Annotated in this window: 21 protein-coding genes and 2 tRNA genes; 7 read left to right on the forward strand and 16 right to left on the reverse strand. The window is 62.6% G+C overall.

The genetic code is table 11. The annotated features are described in order from the left end of the window. Positions 1 to 8: 8 nt before the first annotated feature. A complete protein-coding gene (locus tag AC56QX_RS27390; protein ID WP_497111593.1) occupies positions 9 to 644 on the reverse strand; it encodes a DUF1326 domain-containing protein in 636 nt (211 codons plus the stop codon). Between the two features lie 320 nt (positions 645 to 964). Between AC56QX_RS27390 and AC56QX_RS27395 the strand changes: the two genes are divergently transcribed. Together AC56QX_RS27395 and AC56QX_RS27400 are read left to right on the forward strand one after the other, a co-directional pair. After that, positions 965 to 2,146, forward strand: a complete 1,182-nt coding sequence (locus AC56QX_RS27395) for a cystathionine beta-lyase (protein WP_497111594.1) — start codon at positions 965 to 967, stop codon at positions 2,144 to 2,146. A 224-nt stretch (positions 2,147 to 2,370) separates the two neighbouring features. Continuing rightward, positions 2,371 to 3,450 carry an HPP family protein gene (locus AC56QX_RS27400; RefSeq protein WP_497111595.1) on the forward strand — a complete coding sequence of 360 codons (1,080 nt, stop codon included), beginning with the start codon at positions 2,371 to 2,373 and terminating at the stop codon, positions 3,448 to 3,450. Between the two features lie 78 nt (positions 3,451 to 3,528). Here the strand turns inward: AC56QX_RS27400 and AC56QX_RS27405 are convergent, their stop codons facing one another. The 5 genes from AC56QX_RS27405 to AC56QX_RS27425 form a co-directional block, all read right to left on the reverse strand. Then, on the reverse strand, positions 3,529 to 3,858 hold the full coding sequence (locus AC56QX_RS27405) for a LysR substrate-binding domain-containing protein (protein ID WP_497111596.1): 330 nt from the start codon (positions 3,856 to 3,858) through the stop codon (positions 3,529 to 3,531). A 32-nt stretch (positions 3,859 to 3,890) separates the two neighbouring features. Further along, positions 3,891 to 4,436, reverse strand: a complete 546-nt coding sequence (locus AC56QX_RS27410; RefSeq protein ID WP_497111597.1) for a LysR family transcriptional regulator — start codon at positions 4,434 to 4,436, stop codon at positions 3,891 to 3,893. A 50-nt stretch (positions 4,437 to 4,486) separates the two neighbouring features. After that, positions 4,487 to 5,581, reverse strand: coding sequence for a branched-chain amino acid ABC transporter substrate-binding protein (locus AC56QX_RS27415; protein WP_497117922.1), 1,095 nt, complete (start codon positions 5,579 to 5,581; stop codon positions 4,487 to 4,489). A gap of 72 nt (positions 5,582 to 5,653) precedes the next feature. Continuing rightward, the gene (gene glyA, locus AC56QX_RS27420; protein WP_497111598.1) at positions 5,654 to 6,976 is read right to left on the reverse strand and encodes a serine hydroxymethyltransferase; all 1,323 of its coding nucleotides are present in this window, start codon (positions 6,974 to 6,976) and stop codon (positions 5,654 to 5,656) included. 202 nt (positions 6,977 to 7,178) lie between these two features. Beyond that, on the reverse strand, positions 7,179 to 7,814 hold the full coding sequence (locus AC56QX_RS27425; protein WP_497111599.1) for a CGNR zinc finger domain-containing protein: 636 nt from the start codon (positions 7,812 to 7,814) through the stop codon (positions 7,179 to 7,181). Positions 7,815 to 8,191: 377 nt separating this feature from the next. On the opposite strand from AC56QX_RS27425, the gene AC56QX_RS27430 reads away from it, so the two are divergent. Continuing rightward, the gene (locus tag AC56QX_RS27430) at positions 8,192 to 9,034 is read left to right on the forward strand and encodes an alpha/beta fold hydrolase (protein ID WP_497111600.1); all 843 of its coding nucleotides are present in this window, start codon (positions 8,192 to 8,194) and stop codon (positions 9,032 to 9,034) included. A gap of 121 nt (positions 9,035 to 9,155) precedes the next feature. On the opposite strand, the gene AC56QX_RS27435 is transcribed toward AC56QX_RS27430, so the two are convergent. Continuing rightward, positions 9,156 to 10,031: a crotonase/enoyl-CoA hydratase family protein gene (locus AC56QX_RS27435; protein ID WP_497111601.1), complete on the reverse strand. Its 876-nt coding sequence runs from the start codon at positions 10,029 to 10,031 to the stop codon at positions 9,156 to 9,158. A 79-nt stretch (positions 10,032 to 10,110) separates the two neighbouring features. Here AC56QX_RS27435 and AC56QX_RS27440 point away from each other — a divergent pair, with 79 nt between their 5' ends. Next, positions 10,111 to 10,698 carry a TetR/AcrR family transcriptional regulator gene (locus AC56QX_RS27440; RefSeq protein WP_497111602.1) on the forward strand — a complete coding sequence of 196 codons (588 nt, stop codon included), beginning with the start codon at positions 10,111 to 10,113 and terminating at the stop codon, positions 10,696 to 10,698. Here AC56QX_RS27440 and AC56QX_RS27445 read toward each other — a convergent pair. From AC56QX_RS27445 to AC56QX_RS27470, 6 genes are all read right to left on the reverse strand, one after another. After that, the gene (locus AC56QX_RS27445; RefSeq protein ID WP_497111603.1) at positions 10,681 to 11,922 is read right to left on the reverse strand and encodes an anion transporter; all 1,242 of its coding nucleotides are present in this window, start codon (positions 11,920 to 11,922) and stop codon (positions 10,681 to 10,683) included. The two genes, AC56QX_RS27440 and AC56QX_RS27445, sit on opposite strands and share 18 nt — an antisense overlap. A 126-nt stretch (positions 11,923 to 12,048) precedes the next feature. Continuing rightward, positions 12,049 to 13,011, reverse strand: coding sequence for a glycosyltransferase family 4 protein (locus AC56QX_RS27450; protein ID WP_497111604.1), 963 nt, complete (start codon positions 13,009 to 13,011; stop codon positions 12,049 to 12,051). Between the two features lie 103 nt (positions 13,012 to 13,114). Then, positions 13,115 to 13,906 (reverse strand): GGDEF domain-containing protein, encoded by a 792-nt coding sequence (locus tag AC56QX_RS27455; protein WP_497111605.1) that lies wholly within the window; start codon positions 13,904 to 13,906, stop codon positions 13,115 to 13,117. A 180-nt stretch (positions 13,907 to 14,086) separates the two neighbouring features. Then, the gene (locus AC56QX_RS27460; RefSeq protein ID WP_497111606.1) at positions 14,087 to 14,308 is read right to left on the reverse strand and encodes a hypothetical protein; all 222 of its coding nucleotides are present in this window, start codon (positions 14,306 to 14,308) and stop codon (positions 14,087 to 14,089) included. Between the two features lie 171 nt (positions 14,309 to 14,479). Continuing rightward, positions 14,480 to 14,767, reverse strand: coding sequence for a hypothetical protein (locus AC56QX_RS27465; RefSeq protein ID WP_497111607.1), 288 nt, complete (start codon positions 14,765 to 14,767; stop codon positions 14,480 to 14,482). Positions 14,768 to 14,823: 56 nt separating this feature from the next. Beyond that, positions 14,824 to 14,900 (reverse strand) — tRNA-Pro (locus tag AC56QX_RS27470). A 124-nt stretch (positions 14,901 to 15,024) separates the two neighbouring features. On the opposite strand from AC56QX_RS27470, the gene AC56QX_RS27475 reads away from it, so the two are divergent. The 3 genes from AC56QX_RS27475 to AC56QX_RS27485 all read left to right on the forward strand — a co-directional run bounded on the left by AC56QX_RS27475 (position 15,025) and on the right by AC56QX_RS27485 (position 15,821). Continuing rightward, the gene (locus AC56QX_RS27475; RefSeq protein WP_127320127.1) at positions 15,025 to 15,330 is read left to right on the forward strand and encodes an ETC complex I subunit; all 306 of its coding nucleotides are present in this window, start codon (positions 15,025 to 15,027) and stop codon (positions 15,328 to 15,330) included. 47 nt (positions 15,331 to 15,377) lie between these two features. Further along, a tRNA-Arg gene (locus AC56QX_RS27480) sits at positions 15,378 to 15,454 on the forward strand. A 217-nt stretch (positions 15,455 to 15,671) separates the two neighbouring features. After that, positions 15,672 to 15,821, forward strand: coding sequence for a hypothetical protein (locus tag AC56QX_RS27485; protein ID WP_497111608.1), 150 nt, complete (start codon positions 15,672 to 15,674; stop codon positions 15,819 to 15,821). A gap of 196 nt (positions 15,822 to 16,017) precedes the next feature. On the opposite strand, the gene hdaA is transcribed toward AC56QX_RS27485, so the two are convergent. The 3 genes from hdaA to AC56QX_RS27500 are packed head-to-tail and all read right to left on the reverse strand — an operon-like array spanning position 16,018 to position 18,456. Next, a complete protein-coding gene (hdaA, locus tag AC56QX_RS27490; RefSeq protein ID WP_497111609.1) occupies positions 16,018 to 16,722 on the reverse strand; it encodes a DnaA regulatory inactivator HdaA in 705 nt (234 codons plus the stop codon). Continuing rightward, positions 16,719 to 17,927: an AI-2E family transporter gene (locus AC56QX_RS27495; RefSeq protein ID WP_497111610.1), complete on the reverse strand. Its 1,209-nt coding sequence runs from the start codon at positions 17,925 to 17,927 to the stop codon at positions 16,719 to 16,721. Before AC56QX_RS27495 ends, hdaA begins: the two co-directional genes overlap by 4 nt. Beyond that, a complete protein-coding gene (locus tag AC56QX_RS27500) occupies positions 17,899 to 18,456 on the reverse strand; it encodes a CDP-alcohol phosphatidyltransferase family protein (RefSeq protein WP_497111611.1) in 558 nt (185 codons plus the stop codon). Before AC56QX_RS27500 ends, AC56QX_RS27495 begins: the two co-directional genes overlap by 29 nt. Positions 18,457 to 18,614 lie beyond the last annotated feature (158 nt).

Raw genomic sequence — 18,614 nt, forward strand, 5'->3', positions numbered from 1 at the left:
GGATCAGGTCAATGGACGACGCCACTCTGCGTGAGGTGCAGATTGGCGAAATGGCTGTGCGTATCGGCCACCTCGAACTTGATCGGTCCCGTCGTTTTGGTCCAGCCGCGGCCGATTTCGGCAATCGCGTATTCGAAGCCGCGCGGCAGGTCGATGCGTGCCCGATGCTCGGCGCCGGTGACCGGATTCTTGATCGGCTCGCCGTGACCGTCGGTCACGCCCTTGACGTGCAGCCGTCCGGTTCGCGCTTCGACATCGACCTCGAACTCGATCGGAGCAAAGATCGGGTCATGGAATTTCACCAGCGTGGTCGAAAACACCTGGAATATTGTCGCGCCTGGTTCGGTGTCCTGACCGCCCAGTATGCGCAGCAGCGCCTCACGTTGGGCCTCGCTCGCCCGCTCGTCGATAACCACCGCGGCTTCGCCCTTGCCCTGGTGTATCGCGCCGGGCCACCTGAAAATCCCGACGAACCGCAATCCGTCGAGCTTGGTGCTGCCGTGATGGCCGCTCTCGATCTCCATGCCGGCAACCGCCTGGCAGAATCCGTATGTCGGCAAGGCGTTGAACTGGCATGGGCAGCCATAGGCGCAATTGCAGTTGATGAATTCGCGCGCCTTCATTGTCCATTTGACGTCGGCCATGGCATTCCTCCCCTTGCCGCGCTCATGCTCTGCAAGCGCGATATCCGGATCGAAGGGACCAACAGGCCAGCCGGCAAAAACCATCCGGCAGCATCTGATCGAGGCAATCCGGCGATTAATATTAGAAGTTGACTATATATCATCCAGGACCGCCCACAATAGGCCGATCGGTGCTCTTCATTCTGCACGCGACCTCGGCTCGGTGTCCTCCTCACGCAGAATTGGCATATTCGAAGTCTGCGCCCTGGCGGACGGTGTGCTGTTGCACGGTCCATGGCGCCGCACTATGGCTAGCGCCTTGTCAAACAAGGCGACGAAGAATGGCGAAAGACGGCAACGAGCAGCTTATCGGCAAGATGGGCATCAACACGCGGCTTGCCCATTCGGGCAACAACCCGCACGACTATTTCGGCTTCGTCAATCCGCCTGTCGTGCACGCCTCGACCGTGCTCTTTCGCAATGCCGCCACAATGGCGGACCGCAACCAGAAATACACCTACGGCACGCGCGGCACACCAACGACGGACGCCCTTGCCCATGCTATTGACGCGCTGGAGGGATCCGCCGGCACGATCGTGGTGCCATCAGGCCTTGCTGCGGTGACCATTCCGCTGCTCGCCTTCGTATCGGCGGGCGATCATCTGCTGATCGTCGACACCGTCTATCACCCGACGCGAAACTTCGCCGACACGATGCTGAAGCGGTTGGGAGTCGAGATCGAGTACTACGCTCCCGACGTCGGCGCCGGCATCGCGGCACTGATCAAGCCCAATACCAAGGTGGTGTTCACGGAATCACCGGCCTCCAACACGTTCGAGCTGCAGGACATCCCGGCCATCGCCAAGGCGGCGCATGCGGCCGGCGCCATCGTGATGATGGACAACACCTGGGCGACGCCGCTCTATTTCCGGCCGCTCGACCACGGCGTCGATATCTCCATCCACGCAGCGACGAAGTATCCGGCCGGCCATTCCGACGTGCTGCTCGGCACGGTCTCGGCCAATGAGCGCCACTGGAAGCAGCTCTACGAGAGTTTTTGCACGCTTGGCTGCTGTGCGGGACCCGACGATGTCTACCAGGTGCTGCGCGGCCTGCGCACGATGGGCGTGCGCCTGGAGCACCATCAGCGCAGCGCACTCGCCATCGCGTCCTGGCTCGAAGGCCAGAAGGGGGTGGCGCGCGTGCTCCACCCTGCCCTTCCCAGCCACCCGGACCACGATTTGTGGAAGCGCGACTTTTGCGGTTCGAGCGGCATCTTTTCCATCGTGCTTGCCGGCGGCGGCCAGAAGGAGCAGCACGCTTTCCTCGACGCGCTCAGGATATTCGGGCTCGGCTATTCCTGGGGCGGCTATGAGAGCCTCGCGGTGCCGGTCTGGCTCGGTGATCGTGTCGTCGCCAAAGCCCCTTACAAGGGTCCGTTGATCCGCCTGCAGATCGGCCTCGAGGATGTCGACGACCTGAAAGCCGACATTTTGCGTGGTCTGGCTGCTGCCGCCGCCTGACGGCGAACACAATCTGACTGCCGGACAGAATCAGCAAAGGCGCGCAAGGCCTTGACGCTGATGACAAAGTCCGAGCCGTTCGCGGCATCCCAACGAGGGCTGTCGCGCAATATTATTCTGCCAGGCCGTGACTTTGCGGATTTGTTTGACTTTCAAATCCGGGGGTTCGGCCGCATTGCGTGTTGCACGGCATCGTCAGAAATCCATTTGTCACAAAGCTTGCCATGGCCTTTCGTCTTTTTGTCCCCATCCTTGCCGGCGCGACGCTGCGTGAGCGGCTGCTTGCCTGCATCGGCGCCACGATCGGCATCGCGCTGACCGGCCTGATCAGCGGGCTGGCGATGGGTGGGGGCCCGCATGTGGCGCTGCTGGTGGCCCCGATGGGCGCCTCCGCCGTGCTTCTCTTCGCCGTGCCCGCGAGCCCGTTGGCGCAGCCCTGGTCGATCATCGGCGGCAATTCCATATCGGCGCTGGTGGGTGTGACTGTGGCGCATTTCATCCATGATCCGGTCATAGCCTCGGGCCTTGCGGTGGCGCTCGCCATCGCGGCGATGTCGTTCGCCCGCTGCCTGCATCCGCCGGGCGGAGCGGCGGCGCTGACCGCGGTGCTCGGCGGGCCGGCCGTTGTCAGCGCGGGCTTCCTGTTTCCCTTCGTGCCGGTGGCCCTGAATTCGATCATCCTGGTCACGCTCGGCTTGCTCTTCCACAGGCTGGCGCGGCGCAACTACCCGCATGTCGCCGCACCCGCCGCCAACAGCCACGGCACCGCCGATCCGCCGGCGCAGCAGCGCATCGGCTTCCGGCCCGAAGATATCGACGCGGCGCTGACCACGCTCGATGAGACCTTCGACATCGACCGCAGCGACCTCGAACGGCTGTTGAGACAAGTCGAGCTGCAGGCCATGGTGCGGTCGCACCGGACGCTGCTTTGCGAAGACATCATGTCCCGCGACGTGATTTCAGTACCCGAGCAAGCCACCTTCGACGAGGCGCGCCAGCAGCTGCTCGACCACAACATCCGCACCTTGCCGGTGGTCGACGCGGATGCAAGGCTGGTCGGCGCGGTCGGCCTGCGTGAGCTGACGAAAGCCATCGATACGGTGAAGGGCGTGATGTCGCCGGCCGGCACCGCCTCGCCCGAGACACCGGCGATGAGCCTGCTTCCGGTTTTGACCGACGGCCGCAGCCATGCCGTGGTCATCGTCGACCGTGAGCGGCGCATTCTCGGTCTGATCACCCAGACCGACCTTCTGGCGGCGGCAGCACGCGTGCAAACGACAGACAAGGGACTGGCGGCGGCTTAAGATAGCGAAACCGGATCGCTGAAATCCGGGAACCCGGCAGGCGTGCCGACGGCGGCCGCAGCCATGCACCGTCAACGCTCAAACTTTTTCGCCGGAGCTGGTCAGCTCTGCCTGCGAAAGCAGCCATTCGATCATTTGCGCTGCCTGGGCGGGTGGCCGGTCTGGAGCCAGCACTTCGAGGCTGAGGCCACTCAGGACCCGCTGGGAAAACGGCGCCACGAGCGCGCCGGATGCCAGGGCGCGAGACACCAGCACCTCATGCCCCATCAGCACGCCGGCGCCATCGATGGCGGCCTGAAGTGCTAGGCTATAAAGCGAAAACTCCGATCCGGCATCGATCGACGGGCCTTTCATGCCGACACTGTCGAACCAAAGGTTCCAATCACCGGTCCAAGTGGTGTCCCACAACAAGAGCTGCGAGGCGAGATCCGCGGGCGTTTTCAGTTGTGAGGCCAAGCCGGGGTACAGACCGGAAACAGAACATCGTCGCAAAGCTTGAACGAACGGCTGCCACTGGCTCTTCGCCTTGTCAGGAAGATGGCGAGGTCGAATGGCTCTCGCCTGAAATCCGGCGGCTCCTCGAGCGCGTGTATGGATGGACGAAGAGCCGGCAAGGCGGCGCGCAGTGCCGGCAGGCGCGGGGCCAGCCACAGTTGCGCAATGGACGGCAGCGCAGCGATACTCACTTGCGATTTCGGTGCCCAGATGCGCAGTTCCTGAACGGCAAGGCCCAAGGCGTCAAACGCGGTGGAGAAGGCCGGGATTGCCGCGCGTCCCGCTTCCGTCAAATGCAGCCCTTGCGCATGCCGGACAAAAAGCGGCGAGCCAAGCCACGCTTCGAGGGATTTGACCTGATGCGACACGGCCGCGGGCGTGACACCGAGTTCATCCGCGGCCTTGGCGAAGCTTTCATGCCGAGCAGCGGCCTCGAAGGCCCGCAAGGTGTTGAGGGGCGGCATTCGAGGTCGCGGCGGATTGACAGCCATCCAGCATTCCAGGACGGCGTCGGCGACCAGTGGCCGCCGACGCGATGTTTCTATTTGAGGGCGACGGGGATCAGCTTGCCGTCGACCTTCTGCCATTCAAATACGACGAAGCCCGGCTGCTTGATATCCCCCTTGTCGTCGTAGGATATCGAACCGAGGACCGTGGAGATGGCAGCGCCGGAATGGAGGTGGTCGGCAGCGGCCTTCGGATCATCGGCCTTGGCCATGGCGATGGCCTCGGCAAGAATCTGCGTTGCCGCGTAGGCGTAAAGGGTCACCGCTTCGGTCGGCACGTTCCTGGCCTTCAGATCGGCGACGGCGTCCTTGGCTTCCGGGAATGTCGCCGGATCGGGGAACGACGTCATCAGGGTTCCAGCAGCACCGTCACCGGCTATGGCGCCGAATTCGCTGTTGCTGATGCCGTCACCGCCCATCAGGATCGCGGCGACGCCCTGATCGTGCATCTGGCGGACAATGAGACCGGCCTCCGTGTGCTGACCGCCATAATAGACGAGATCGGCACCCGATTGCTTGATCTTGGTCACCAGCGGGCTGTAGTCCTTCTCGCCCGGGTTAACCTCCTCGTGGAGGACTTCCTTGCCGCCACCGGCATTGTAGGCCTTGGTCATTTCATCGGCGAGGCCTTTGCCCGCAGTCGACTTGTCGTCGACGATGGCGATCTTCTTGTCCTTGAAACGGCCGAGAATAAATTTGGCCGCGATCGAGCCCTGCTGATCGTCGCGGCCGCATGCCCTGAACGCATTCCACAGACCGCGCTCGGTAACCGTCGGATTGGTGGCTGTCGGCGTCACGAACAGGACGCCATTTTCCGAATAGACTTCGGAGGCCGGAATGGTGACACCGGAATTGTAGTGCCCGACGACATAGTGGACGCCGTCGGCGACAAACTTGTTGGCGACCGAAACGCCCTGCTTCGGGTCGGAGACGTCGTCACCAACCGACACGACAAGCTTTTGTCCGAGTACGCCGCCATTGGCGTTGATGCGTTCGACCGCGGTTTCGACACCGACGCGGTACTGTTCTCCATAGGCGGCGTTCGGTCCCGACATCGGGCCCGCGACGCCGAACACGATATCCGCCCTCGCAACGCCGACAGCGGCAGCCGCGATTAGGGCAGCAGTCATCATCTGCACGATTATGCGCATTTCATTCCCCTGTTCTTAGAGTGGCGGGCATTTGCCCGCAGGTTCTGGCCGTCAGTTCACAAAATGAAGTTTGTTGAACCGACGCCGGAATGCCGTGACATCAGCGGCGACCTGTTCGCTGGCGTCGTTGCCGCGCAGCCCCCTGGCGATAAGCGCCGCGAGTTCCGGCATGTCGTCTTCGGTCATGCCCCAGCGAACGATCTCTGGCGTGCCGAGGCGCAGCCCATTCATGTCGCCTTCGACCGTATCCACGGGAAGGCCGATGCCGCAGCTCAGGATGTTGGCCAGCCGCAGTTTTTTTGCCGCAGCCTGACCGCCGCCGAATTCGGCTGCCTTGATGGCGAACTGGTGCGATGTCGTGTAGCCCTTGCTCGTCGAAAACACCGGCAGACCGCGATCTGCAAGGCTATCGGCCAGGGCCTTTGCGGTCCGCGCCATCGTTGCGGCATAGGCTTTGCCCTGGTCTTTCCAGTCCAGAAGCGTGATTGCCAGTGCCGCCGACTTGGCAGCATCGAAATTGGCAGTCATGCCGGGAAATGCGATCCTGTCGAGTTTTTCGGCGACGGCAGCATCGTTGGTGACGATCAGCCCCGACGCCGGACCGCCGAGGCTCTTGTAAGTGCTCATCGTCATCAGATGAGCCCCCTCCTGCAACGGCTGCTGCCAGGCATGCCCGGCAATCATGCCGCACAGATGTGCGGCGTCGAAGAGGACCAGCGCGCCGACCTCATCGGCGATCGCCCTGATTTCCCGAATGGGATGCGGCAGCAGATTGAGGCTGCTGCCGATCGTGATCATTTTCGGCTTTATCGACCTGGCCAGGTCGCGCAATTTTCCGACATCGACGGTGTAGCCGTCGGCATCAACCGGAGCCGTGTGAATATCGAGGCCGTAAAGGCCGGCGCAACCGGCCATGTGGTGGGTGACATGGCCGCCAATCGCCGGCGACGGGACAATGATGCTGTCGCCTGGCCGGGCCGCGACCATGAAGGCGTAGAGATTGGCGATCGCGCCGGACGGCACGCGGATCTCGGCATATTTCGCACCGAAGACTTCAGCCGCGAGTTCCGCAGCGATGACTTCGATCCGCTCGACACCTTCCAAGCCCATTTCATACTTGTCGCCGGGATAGCCAAGCGATGGGCGCGATCCCAGGCCCGAGGCGAGCGCTGCCTCGGCCTTAGGGTTCATGACATTGGTCGCCGGGTTGAGGTTGATGCAGTCGGTCTCGTGGATCGAGCGGTTCAGCTCAATACCCTCCGCGATTGCCGCCATGACGGCATCGGTCGTCTGATGACTGGTTTGCTGCGCCAGTTGCTGGGCGAACATGTCGCAATGTGAGGGCACCCAGGACCTGCGAGCGAGAGCGACCAACGATGCCTCCATTGCCTTCGCCGACAAGCCGGCTGCGAATGGCAACGAGGATGACGCTGGTGATTGCCTGGGCGCAAACGAGTAGTTCTAGCGCCTAGGCTTAGGAAAAATAAGCCTATCATGCCTCACCTGTCTGGAGAACGGAGGTTTCTTCCGGCCTCTCGTCAGGCCGCGTGATATATGTCCACGAGGCGTCGCGGCTCTAGTCGTGATGCACCTTGACGCGGTGGCGATGCGCGGCTTGCTTTGCCCGGTTGCCGCACTGCGCCATGCTGCACCAGCGGCGCCGATGGCCGCGCGTGTGGTCGGCGAACAGCAGCGTGCAGGCCGGACCCTCGCAGGCTTTCACGTGTGAGAAATCCTCGCTGCAGACGAACCGCGCCAGCGCTTCGCCGATCGGCAGCAGAAGCGCCTCGGGCGTGCGCCACTTGCGAGCCGTTTGAAGCTCAAGAGGAATCGTGCTGCCCACAGGCATGTCCGTGCCGCCAAGGACAGGGGCGATTCGCGTGAAGATCTCGTCGCGTTCGAGCAGCCGGTTGAGCGGCTCCAATTGCGCAAGATCCTGAGCTGCCAACGGGCGCCCCCTGTGTTCGCGCACGAACCCGCGGAACCACTCCCTGAGATCCCTTGCCTGATCGGCCACCTTGTCGAGTTCGCCCGGCAGAGCGTGCGCGCGAACGCTGTCGAGCGCTTCGGGCGGCACCAGCCGCGCCTGCTCGACCCAATCCAGCAATCCCTCGCCGTCCTTGATCCAATCGACAGGGATATCGAGCGGCGTCGCGATCGAATTGAGGAAATCCAGGCCGAGCGCGTCACCGACAAAGATCGCAGGGGTCATCATAGCTCCAATCGCGCATCGGCCGCGCCGAGCGCCCTAAACACAAATCAGTGATAACCCCTTCGAGGTCTGTTGACAAGTTATACTCACACATCGTAACCGTCTCGAGTGACTTTAATAGGTTATCCGATCAACTCCACCCGGAAGGAAACGCGGCGATACCCTCGAACGATGTCAGTGGTGTGTTCGTCCATTGCGTGCCTGGGCCGACAGCTCGAGCTGAGCCAGGGCCTGTCACCGCGCCCCATGCCGTCGTCGACATCATCGTCGAAGCGGCGCGTGCCAGCGAGGCGCGAGGCTGAACCCCAGAGCGGACTTACCGCCCTCTCAATAACCTTCCCAATGCCGATTATTCGGTTACCACAACGGAGAGAAACATGACCGCCTACCGCAACACCGATGTCGATGGCTTCAACATCTTCTATCGCGAGGCCGGCACGCCTGGCGCGCCGAAGCTGCTACTGCTGCACGGCTTCCCGAGTTCGAGCCATATGTTCCGGGATCTCATTCCGCCGCTTGCAGACCGCTTCCATATCGTCGCGCCCGACTTGCCGGGATTTGGCCGCTCCGACATGCCGCCGCGCGAAAAATTTGCCTATACGTTCGACCATATTGCCGAGATCATCGATCGCTTCACCGAAGTGGTCGGCTTCGACCGCTATGCGCTCTACGTCTTCGACTATGGCGCGCCGACCGGTTTCCGACTGGCGGTGAAACACCCCGAGCGGATCAGCGCCATCATCTCGCAGAATGGCAACGCCTATGAGGAAGGTCTCGGCGAGGACTGGAATCCGATCCGCGCTTATTGGCGCGACCCCTCGCCGGCCAACCGCGAGGCGTTGCGCCCGGCCTTCAAGCCGGACGCGATCGCCTGGCAGTACACGCATGGTGCGCCGACGGACCTGGTTTCGCCCGACGGCTATTCGCTGGATAGCTTCTATTTCGGCCGACCAGACGCCGAGGAAGTGCAGCTCGACCTGTTTGGCGACTACAAGAGCAACGTTGCCCTCTATCCCGCCTTCCAGGCCTATTTCCGCACCCACAAGCCGCCGTTCCTGGCGGTGTGGGGCAAAAACGACCCGTTCTTCCTGCCGCCCGGCGCCGAGGCGTTCAAGCGCGACATGCCGGACGCGGTGGTGCGCTTCCTCGACACCGGCCATTTCGCGCTGGAAACGCATGCCAACGAGATCGCCAAAGCGATACGCGACTTCCTGCATTGATCCGAAGAGAGGAAACCTGCCATGTCGTCCTCCGTCGCCATCGTCACTTGTGCCAGCCAGGGCATCGGCCAGGGCGAAGTGACGGCGGCCGGGCAGCAACGTCTCGCCTCAGCATGACGCATCACCTCGCCGCTTTGCCCAGACCCGCCGCCTGGTCGAGCCGCAACGAGGCGCGCCTTGCCTCGTCTGGCCTTGCGATGTGCGTCCAGGAGCCATCATAGCTGGGCTTGCGCCGCTCGATCCAGGCGCAAAGCCCTTCCCTGAGATCGGCGGTCGGGGCCATGCGGGCAAACTGCTCGGCCTCGACCAGCAGCCCTTCGGCGATGCTGAGGTTGATACCGCGCGCTACTGCGGTAAGGATGCTGGCGAGGGCCGCCGGCGAATGCGTGATGATGCGGCGGGCAAGATCGTGCGCCGCCGGCATCAGCTCGGCATGCGGCACGACCTGATTGACGAGACCAAGTTCGAGCGCCCGCGGCGGTGGAAACCAGTCGCCCGTCAACAGCAGTTCCAGCGCCCGCTTGCGCCCGGCAAGCCGCGGCAGGCGCTGCGTGCCACCGAAGGTCGGCGGCATTGCGAGGTTGATCTCGGGTTTGGCAAACAGCGCGCGGTCGCTGGCGATGGCCAGCGGCACGGCTTCCGTGATTTCGCAGCCGCCGCCGAAGGCAATGCCGTTGACGGCGGCGATGATCGGCTTGCGGAAGGCCTCCAGCCGCGCCGTCAGCCGCTGGCCGCGCATGACGAAGTCGCGCAGCGCCACATCCGTGCCCGCGGCGACACTCGATGAGAATTCGTTGATATCACCGCCGGCGGAAAAGGCGCGTTCCCCTGCCCCGGTCAGAATGACGGCGCGGACCGCATCGTCGGTCTCAATCGCGTCGAGGATCGCGAGCAGGCGATCGATCAGGGCATAGTTCAGCGCGTTGAGTTTTTCGGGGCGGTTGAGGGTGAGGACGGTGACCCGGTCGCGGGTTTCGCTCAGGACAAGATCGGCCATTGTTCTTCCTTTCCAGACACGACGGAAAGGGATCATGCTTTCGATTGCGTGTATATTCACTAGTCGGTATACATGCTTGATGTCTGACCCCGCCAGCCCGACCCGTAAACGCATCGTCGATGCCGCGACGAAGCTGTTCTATGCCGAGGGAATCGGTCGCGTCAGCGTCGATGCCATTGCCGAAAAGGCAGGCCTCACCAAGCGTACGCTCTACTACCACTTCAAGAGCAAGGATGACCTCATCGCCGCCTATCTCGATGGTCGCGACCAGCCCAACCTGCAGCAGATGGCCGGCTGGTTCGACGCGGCGGAAGGTGGGGCGGACCGCAGGGTCGAGGCGATCTTCAGCAATCTGGCGCGGGTTGCGCGCCATCCGAAATGGAAGGGTTGCGGCTTTCTGCGCACGGCCGCGGAACTCGCCTCGATGCCCGGCCATCCGGCGGTCAAGGTCGGGTCGCGTCACAAGTCGAATTTCGAGGCGTGGCTGGCAGGCGCGTTGTCCGACCATGGGATCGAGGAACCGCGGGCGGTGGCGCGCGAGATTGTGCTGCTGATCGACGGTTGTTTTTCGATCATGCTGATCCACCGCAATCCCGATTACATCGAGGCGGCCGGACGAGCCGCGGCCACTCTGGTCAGGGCGCGAATTTCAGACCAGGACGTTTAGAAACCCGAACGCCAGCCATGCCGTCCCAACCACGAGCGTGACCAGCGTCAGCGGCAAGCCGACCTTGAAGAAGGCACCGAAAGACAATGGCGTGCCGGCAGCCTTGGACTGCTCGGCGACGATCAGATTGGCGACCGAGCCGAGCAGCGTGAAATTACCGGCGAGCGTCGAACTCATCGCCACCACCAGCCAGGCACGTTCGGGGTTTTCCAGCCCGGGTATAAAGGGCCGTAGCGCCAGCACTGCCGGAACATTGCTCATGACGTTGGACAGCACCGCGGTGAACCCGGACAACCGCCAAACATCCTCCAGGCCGAGATTCTTGGCCGAGGCGATAAGATCAGGCGTCAGCAGCGTCCTTTCGGCGCCGGCGACCACCACGAACAGACCGGCGAACATGAACAGCAGCGGACCGTCGATCTCACGGTAGATGCGTTCAGGCTTGATGGCGCGGGTCAGCAGCAGAATGGCGCCGCCGATCAATGCTGCCTTGGCAACGGGAACGCCGGCGAAGAAGGCAATTGCCAGCCCGATGCAGACGATCACCGCCTTCAGCACCTGCCCGCGATGCATGCGGCCGCGCGCGACATGCGGCGTCAATTCAGCGGTGCGGGTGAATTCGGTCCGATAGACGATGCGCACGATGACGATGACGGCGACGAGGCCGAACAGGGCGACAGGTGCCAGCGCCGCCGAAAAAGCGGGATAGGAAATGCCCGACAGGGCGCCGATGACCATGTTCTGCGGATTGCCGGTGATGGTGGCGACGCTGCCGCAGTTCGACGCGGTGGCGGTGGCGATCAGATAGGGGATCGGGTTGCGGTTGATGACGCGGGTAACGTGAACGACGATCGGCGCCATGACCAGGCAAATGGCATCGTTGACCAGGAAGGCCGACAGCACGCCGGTCAGCAGCGTCACCATCACCAAGAGCATGAACGGCGCGTGCGCGTGTTCGATGGCGATGGCACCCAGGCTGCGAAAGGCGCCGGAGACCTTCAGGTGCGCCACCACGATCATCATGCCGAGCAGAAGCGTGATGGTGTCAAAATTGATCGCGCGGTAGGCGTCCTCCATGCTGATGGCGCCAATGGCGATCATCGCGGCGCCGCCAAGCAGAGCAATCCCCGCCCGGTCGAGACGCAGGCCAGGGATGCGGCCAATGGCGACGCCGGCATAAGTGAGAATCAGGATCAGCAAAGCCGCGGCGGCCATCAATGTCATCGGTAGGAAGTCTCGCTCAGTCTGTGGGCGCCGACGCGGCCCGCCGGTCCATTTGCATGCAAGCTTTAGCGTGATGTCGAGGCCGATGCCAAACGGGCTGGATAAGTCATCGTTTCGTGCCGATGCCTAGCGCATATAAAAATCCAGCCGCTCTCGCAGGGCCTCCGGCGAAAACAGTCGTTCAACGGTCTGCCGCGCCTTGTGGCCCACCCTCACCCGCAGCGCCGGATCGGCTTTGAGCTCGGCCAGGATTTGCGCCGCCTGCTGCGTCGTCTCGAACAGGAAACCGTTTTCGCCATGGCTGATATGGTCGGCATAGCCGCCATGCGAATGGCAGACCACGGGCAAACCGCAAGCCATCGCCTCGAACACGACGCGGCCGAATGTCTCCACATGCGAGCCGGTGCGATAGTAGAACACGTCGAGCGTCGGCAGGAATTGTTCGGCGGGAAATTGGCCCTGCGGCAGGAGTTCGAGTTGCGGATGCGGCGCGAGCCTGTCCTTGAGCGGCATGCCGCCCTGGATCCGCACCGCGACGCCATCGGCCAGCAATGCCTCATAGAGCGCCACATCGTCGGCATGATGCTTGTCCGCCGTGTCGCGGCTCAGCCGCCCCACCGTGAACGGGCCGTCAGGCCTTGTCAGTCGCGGGGAAAAGCGCTCGATATCGATCGGCGACGGATGCACGACACCTTCGACCTGCAGCATGCGCTTCTGGAAGTCGGAGATCAGCACCAGTTCGGCGTCCGGCCAGCCCAGCAGGCGCGGCATGCGCGTCGTCAGCGCGATGATCTTCGGGTGAAAGGTATTGAAGACATAGATCAGCCGGCGTGGCCGCCGGATGAGATAAGGCCACATTTTGTTGCGCCAATGCGCGCCGAGGAAGACATAGGTGCCGCCGTCCGGCACGTCGCGCGTTGCCGGCGAGACACGCCGAATCGGTAATTGCCGCATCAGCTCGTCGGAGACGCGCGATGAGGTTGCCCACAGGCGCACCGGCGAGTCGGCTTTCAACAGCCGATACAGGTCCAGGGTTTCGCGCTCGCTGCCGCCAAACGGGTTCTGAAAGCCGTTGAACAAATGGATCATGCGTTGCGCTTACCTGGGCGGCCTGGACGCGGAGGAAGCACACTGACAAGAAAGCGTCAAGGAAAGCGGTCGACGTCAGCCATCGCGCGCAGCAAGGCAGCGGTCAATGCACCGTGGCGACGCTGGGCTGGGGCACCTGCGAGGCGGCTTCCGTCGGGTCGAAGCTGACCTGATCGCGTCCATTCGACTTGGCGGCATAGAGCCGTCTGTCGGCGGCGGAGAATATCGCCTCGTAAGTCGTCGGCCCGCTGAAGCTGGTGCCGCCGATCGAGACGGAAAGCGGACAGGCGCGACCGCCGGGCGAAAAGTCCATTTCGCGAATTCGCCGGCGGATGCTTTCGGCAACCAGCCAGGATTGCGAGGGGTCGACACCGGGAAGAAACACGCCAAACTCCTCGCCGCCGATGCGGCCGACGATATCGCTGCCGCGCAGCTGTCCCTTGATCGCCTGCGCGATCAGCTTGAGCGCCTGGTCGCCGCAGTCATGGCCGAGCCGGTCGTTGATCAACTTGAAATGGTCGGCGTCGATGATCAGCAGTGCCCCAGAATGGGTCTGCTCCTGCTTGCGGGTCTGCTCGAGATAGGCTTCGACCAGCATCGAGAAGGCGCCACGGTTCAGCACGGCCGTCAGGCTATCCGTCGCGGCAACGATGCTGAGATCACGCTGGGCTATGGCCAGTTGGCGAATTTTCCACATAAGAAAAAACAGAAACGAGCCGCCGAGCACAAGGGGCAGCATCAGATCTGTCATTTGCGCGCGCCAAACGGCCTCGGGCGAGAGATAGGGGAAATTGAACGAGTCGACGAAAAACGCCACGGCGATAAAGAATGCCGTACCGGCAGCGGTGACGGCGATCACCCTGCCCCAGCTCGTCGGCGACAGATCGAGCTTCATTGCGTTCCACTCCGTTAGCCGTCACTACTATGACGTACCAACGCAAACAAAATGATAAGACTTTCCTTCAATTCGAGCTCAGATGAGCGGAAACCGGAGCATGCTCGCCCAATAGGCGGCCGTGCTCCGGCGATAAAAGCAAGTTCGTTCACTGGATTGCAGCGCAGGGAATCCCGAACGTCAACGGCTGGACATCGGTCCACCCGCCTCGACGACGAAGGATGCCGCGATCAGGTCGTCTGCATCCAGTCGTAGCGAACCATCGCCTGCCCCCATGATGGCAGCGACCTTATGGAAGGTCTTCATCTCATGATCGGATATTTCGGCATCCTGCATTCTGGCCTTGAGTTCGGCGATACGCCGCCCCAAGGCAGGGGACGTTCCAATTTCACGTTTCGACATGGCCTGGTTTTCTCCTCCCCCAACCCGCGCTTGTTTTGCCCCGCCCATCCGCCAGCCACATTGTCCTTTTATGAGGCACCGCGAATACAAGGCCCCGAACGCCTCATATGGGCTAAGGTTCCAATCCCGGCAGATCACGAAATAATTACGGGCCGCCCCGCGGGCTTTGTCTTATTGCCCGGCCATCAGCACTAGCGTCACAACAGAGTTCCGCGCCTCGACCCGCTCCAGGCACCGACCCGGAATGTTCGGCCGGGTCGCGGTGACGCATTCCTTGTCAGTGACCGCAACGGGTTTACTGGGCTGGACGTCGGCCGCTTGAGTCGCCGTGGATGCGAAAAGAACCGTCTGCGTTATCAGCGCCGAGAAAACGGCGACCTGGAACAGCACGGCGGCGAAGGCGATTTTCTTGAGCATGCGAGGCAACGCGCTGGCGGGCGTCAGGTTCCCGCTGGTCATTTCTAGCGGCTCAGACCGACACTTTGCTGATACGACAACAGACCAATGTGGGAGAATGGTCGGAGTGGAGAGATTCGAACTCCCGACCCTCTGGTCCCAAACCAGATGCGCTACCAGCCTGCGCTACACTCCGAACGGTCTGTTGCCTATTCATTTCGGTGCTACATGGCAAGTGCAAAAACCTTGCCGCCATGCGCATTGCGCAGTAATGACGGGCGACGGGTAGCGATGCTGCCTTGCACAACAATGAGGTGGCCATGTCCGCGCGCATTTTCAGCCCAGCCAAAACCGCTATGCAGTCCGGCAAGGCCAAGACCGGCCACTGGGTGCTGGAATTCGACCCCGAGATGCGCAAGAAGATCGATCCCTTGATGGGTTATACGACGTCTGGAGATATGAGAAGCCAGATCAGGCTCACCTTCGACACGCGGGAAGAGGCCGTGGCTTACGCCGAAAAGGAAGGACTTGCTTTCCGCGTCGAGGAGCCGAAAGAGAGCAAGCGCCGCCAGATTTCCTATGCGGAGAATTTCCGCTATGACCGCAGGACGCCCTGGACGCATTGAACGGCGGCCAGAGCCAGATATCCAGCCGGCCTCTTTGGCCGGCCAGCGGTCCCGTAGCTCAGCTGGATAGAGCACCGGCCTTCTAAGCCGATGGTCACAGGTTCGAATCCTGTCGGGATCGCCAATAGTTTTAGGAGCGCATTCGACATAATCTGCCGCTCTGGCGCCGTGGGCACCCAGATGCCAAGCACAGATGCGAACCTCGAAAGTGGTTTCCCGCACTCCGCTCTCATGCGACGGGGGTCGACACGGAAACGGGTGCTTATCTGCTGTCCGGCAACGCCCGCATATATTTCGGCAAGGACTATCAGGAGTTCGTCGAGCTCTCGGCGGGCGACTTCATGTTCGTGCCGCCATTCCTGCCGCATCTCGGAGCCAATATGAGCACGACCGAGGAATTGTGGTGGCTGGCCTGCCGGACCCCGGAAAACATCGTGATCAATCTGCCCGATGTCGATGACGCGCAACTCGCCGGCTATCGCCGCACCTGACCGCTCAAGGCACTAGAAGGCAAGCTCGCCGGGCGAGAACCCCAAACCTCATTCCCGGCGAGCCTACAACCTGATTTGGAACGCAATCAGGACCGGGGTCAGCCGGCAAGCTGGTGTAGCAAGGTGGATGCCAGCTGTTGTTTCCCGAAATGGCACACGGCAGTCCGTTTGCCAGCCGTCTGCACGTCGAGATTCTCTAAATCTCGAACTCGCGCTGACCCTCATCCATGGCGCTGACCGTTTCGGCGGCAAGCGCCCGCGTGATCGGCGTCTTGCGCTCGAGAGCGGTGCGGTCCAGTCGCTCGACCACGCGCATGGCTGTCGCCAGCGAGCGTTCGATGCGCCGCACCAGATACTGCACGACATGCGGTTCGACCTCGACCTGGCGATCAGCGAACAGCTTGGTGATGACACCGGCCAGCAGCAGGTCGTCGGGCTCGTGGATTTCGACCGTCGCTGCCGCCTTCAGCCGCGAAGCCAGATCGGGCAGCGAGACGCCCCAGGCGGAGGGAAAACGCCGTGCAGTCAACAGCAGCGTCGAGCCGGCACCGCGCACTGCGTTGATCAGATGGAACAGGCCTTGTTCGTCGACTGCGCCTGCATCGACATCGTCGATCAGAGCTGGCCGGGCGCCAAGATTTGCGATGCTATCACCAATGCGCCCAGCATTCACGACCACAGCGTTGGCGCGCGCACGCCAGATGGCGGCCAGATGCGTCTTGCCGGAGCCGGCGGGACCTGCCAGCACCACCACCGGCGAAGGCCAGTCCGGCCAGCGGTCGACCAGTGCGGCCGCCTGGTTGTTGGTACCGGAGACGACAAGCTCGTCACGCGAATAGCCGGTGCCGTGGCCGAGATCGAGCGGCAGTTGGCGCGGCGGATCCGTTCTTTGTGCGGTCACTTCAAGCGACGCGGTTGCGTGTGGTGGCCGCCGCCGCGATCGGGCGGCAGCGGTGGCGCGGGCTCTGTCGCGTGGCCCTTGTAGAGCGGCGATTCGAGATAGCGGGCGATGGCAAAGCGCACCAGAACGGCGACGGCGGCGGAAGCCGGCACGGCAATCAGCAGGCCGACGAAACCGAACAGCGCGCCGAAGGCAAACAGCGCGAACATCAGCCATACCGGGTGCAGGCCGACGCTTTTGCCGACCAGCCTGGGCTGCAGGATGTTGCCTTCGATGAACTGGCCGATGAAGAACACCACCGCGACCGCGACGATCATCGTCCAGTCCGGCCAGAACTGGACGAAAGCGACGCCGACGGCCAGCACGAGACCAGTCAGCGAGCCGACATAGGGGATGAACGAGATCAGCCCGGCAAACAGGCCGATGAGGATGGCAAAGTTCAGCCCGGTCAGCGTCAGGCCGGTGGCATACATGGCGCCCAGCACGAGGCAGAGCGTGCCCTGGCCGCGCACGAAGCCGGCGGTCGCCGTGTTGATGTCGCGCGCGATGGCCCGCACGGTCCCGACATGGTCGCGCGGCACCCAGCTGTCGATGACCGCGACCATACGGTCCCAGTCGAGCAGCATGTAGAAGGCAACGACCGGCGTCACCACGAACAGGCTGATGACAGATACCAGCGCCATGCCGGAACTCCACAACGACGTGAAGACCGTGGTGATCAGGCCAAAGCCGGAGGTCAGCAGTGAATTCAGACCGTCGCGCAAGCCGTTGGCGTTGACGCCGAACTTCTGCTCCAGCCATTTCGGATCAAAGGAGGTGATCAGGCTCTGCAGCCGGGTCAGATATTCCGGCAGCTTGCTGGCGAAATCGGACATCTGCGTCGCCAGCACCGGAATAAGGATGACGAAGGCCAGCACCAGCACGATGAGGAAGGTGATCAGGATGACCACCGTCGCCATGAAGCGGGACAGGCCAAGCCGCTGCAGCCGGTCGGCGACCGGATCGAGGAAATAGGCAAGCACCATGCCGGCGACGAACGGCAACAGGATATTACTGAAGATATAGAGGAAAAGGGCGAGAAAGACCGCGCCAGCCACCCAAAACGAGATCTGCCGGCGAAACGCGGAGGCTGCGGCAAGATCCGCAGCCGCAGCCTCGATCACCGCCGCTTCTTTCTCAGATGTCCGGATTGGAGCCTTCGCCATAGCCGCTCATATGCCTCAGCCAAGCCACGAGATAGGCCGCGGCCGAAGCCACGGTCAAGACCCCGGACAGCAATATGAGGGCCGGCCGCAGCGGGTCGAGGTGCACGGCAAAGGCAAGTTCGCCCAGCACGACAGCCGCCAGCACGATCTGGACAGCGGTGTTGGCCTTCGACACCAGAAACGGTTTTATCTCGACCGGATGGGCCATCACCGTGGACAACACAACCGCGCAGACGATCAGCGCGTCGCGCGACACCATGGTGACGACCAGCCACAGCGGCAACTGCCCGATGAAGCCCATGACGACGAACACCGAAACCAAAAGCAGCTTGTCGGCCATCGGATCGAGATAGGCGCCGAGCCTGGATTGCTGGTTGAAACGGCGGGCGATGAAGCCGTCGACGCCATCCGAGACGCCGGCAACGACGAAGCCGGCAAAAGCCCAATCCCAGCGCGCCTGCAGCATGGCCAACACCACGGCGGGCACCAGAAGCAGGCGCAGGATGGTGATCAGGTTGGGGATGGTCAAATGCTCGGCCCGTCCTCTTGGTTAGGGATAGATGATGGAGATGGAGAGGCGCCGCAAGCTCCGTGCCGAGCAATTCGCCGTCACAGTGTTCGCAGCGAGTGCCGGAAGTTCTATCCACGCTTTTGTCAGGCCAAATGGCGCTCGGTTCCGCCGTTATC

Source organism: Mesorhizobium sp. RCAM 06353, from assembly GCF_059683585.1.

Excerpts from the sequence above, each read along its gene's own strand:
- AC56QX_RS27435 (WP_497111601.1), bottom strand. The coding sequence starts at position 10,031 with ATGGCCGATCTTGTCCTGAGCGAAACCCGCGACCGGGTCACCGTCCTC.
- AC56QX_RS27465 (WP_497111607.1), bottom strand. The coding sequence starts at position 14,767 with ATGACCAGCGGGAACCTGACGCCCGCCAGCGCGTTGCCTCGCATGCTC.
- AC56QX_RS27450 (WP_497111604.1), bottom strand. The coding sequence starts at position 13,011 with ATGATCCATTTGTTCAACGGCTTTCAGAACCCGTTTGGCGGCAGCGAG.
- AC56QX_RS27440 (WP_497111602.1), top strand. The coding sequence starts at position 10,111 with ATGTCTGACCCCGCCAGCCCGACCCGTAAACGCATCGTCGATGCCGCG.
- AC56QX_RS27455 (WP_497111605.1), bottom strand. The coding sequence starts at position 13,906 with ATGAAGCTCGATCTGTCGCCGACGAGCTGGGGCAGGGTGATCGCCGTC.
- AC56QX_RS27430 (WP_497111600.1), top strand. The coding sequence starts at position 8,192 with ATGACCGCCTACCGCAACACCGATGTCGATGGCTTCAACATCTTCTAT.
- AC56QX_RS27390 (WP_497111593.1), bottom strand. The coding sequence starts at position 644 with ATGGCCGACGTCAAATGGACAATGAAGGCGCGCGAATTCATCAACTGC.
- AC56QX_RS27410 (WP_497111597.1), bottom strand. The coding sequence starts at position 4,436 with ATGGCTGTCAATCCGCCGCGACCTCGAATGCCGCCCCTCAACACCTTG.
- AC56QX_RS27475 (WP_127320127.1), top strand. The coding sequence starts at position 15,025 with ATGTCCGCGCGCATTTTCAGCCCAGCCAAAACCGCTATGCAGTCCGGC.
- AC56QX_RS27400 (WP_497111595.1), top strand. The coding sequence starts at position 2,371 with ATGGCCTTTCGTCTTTTTGTCCCCATCCTTGCCGGCGCGACGCTGCGT.
- AC56QX_RS27485 (WP_497111608.1), top strand. The coding sequence starts at position 15,672 with ATGTTCGTGCCGCCATTCCTGCCGCATCTCGGAGCCAATATGAGCACG.
- AC56QX_RS27425 (WP_497111599.1), bottom strand. The coding sequence starts at position 7,814 with ATGACCCCTGCGATCTTTGTCGGTGACGCGCTCGGCCTGGATTTCCTC.
- AC56QX_RS27460 (WP_497111606.1), bottom strand. The coding sequence starts at position 14,308 with ATGTCGAAACGTGAAATTGGAACGTCCCCTGCCTTGGGGCGGCGTATC.
- AC56QX_RS27445 (WP_497111603.1), bottom strand. The coding sequence starts at position 11,922 with ATGACATTGATGGCCGCCGCGGCTTTGCTGATCCTGATTCTCACTTAT.
- AC56QX_RS27395 (WP_497111594.1), top strand. The coding sequence starts at position 965 with ATGGCGAAAGACGGCAACGAGCAGCTTATCGGCAAGATGGGCATCAAC.
- AC56QX_RS27415 (WP_497117922.1), bottom strand. The coding sequence starts at position 5,581 with ATGACTGCTGCCCTAATCGCGGCTGCCGCTGTCGGCGTTGCGAGGGCG.
- AC56QX_RS27495 (WP_497111610.1), bottom strand. The coding sequence starts at position 17,927 with ATGGCGAAGGCTCCAATCCGGACATCTGAGAAAGAAGCGGCGGTGATC.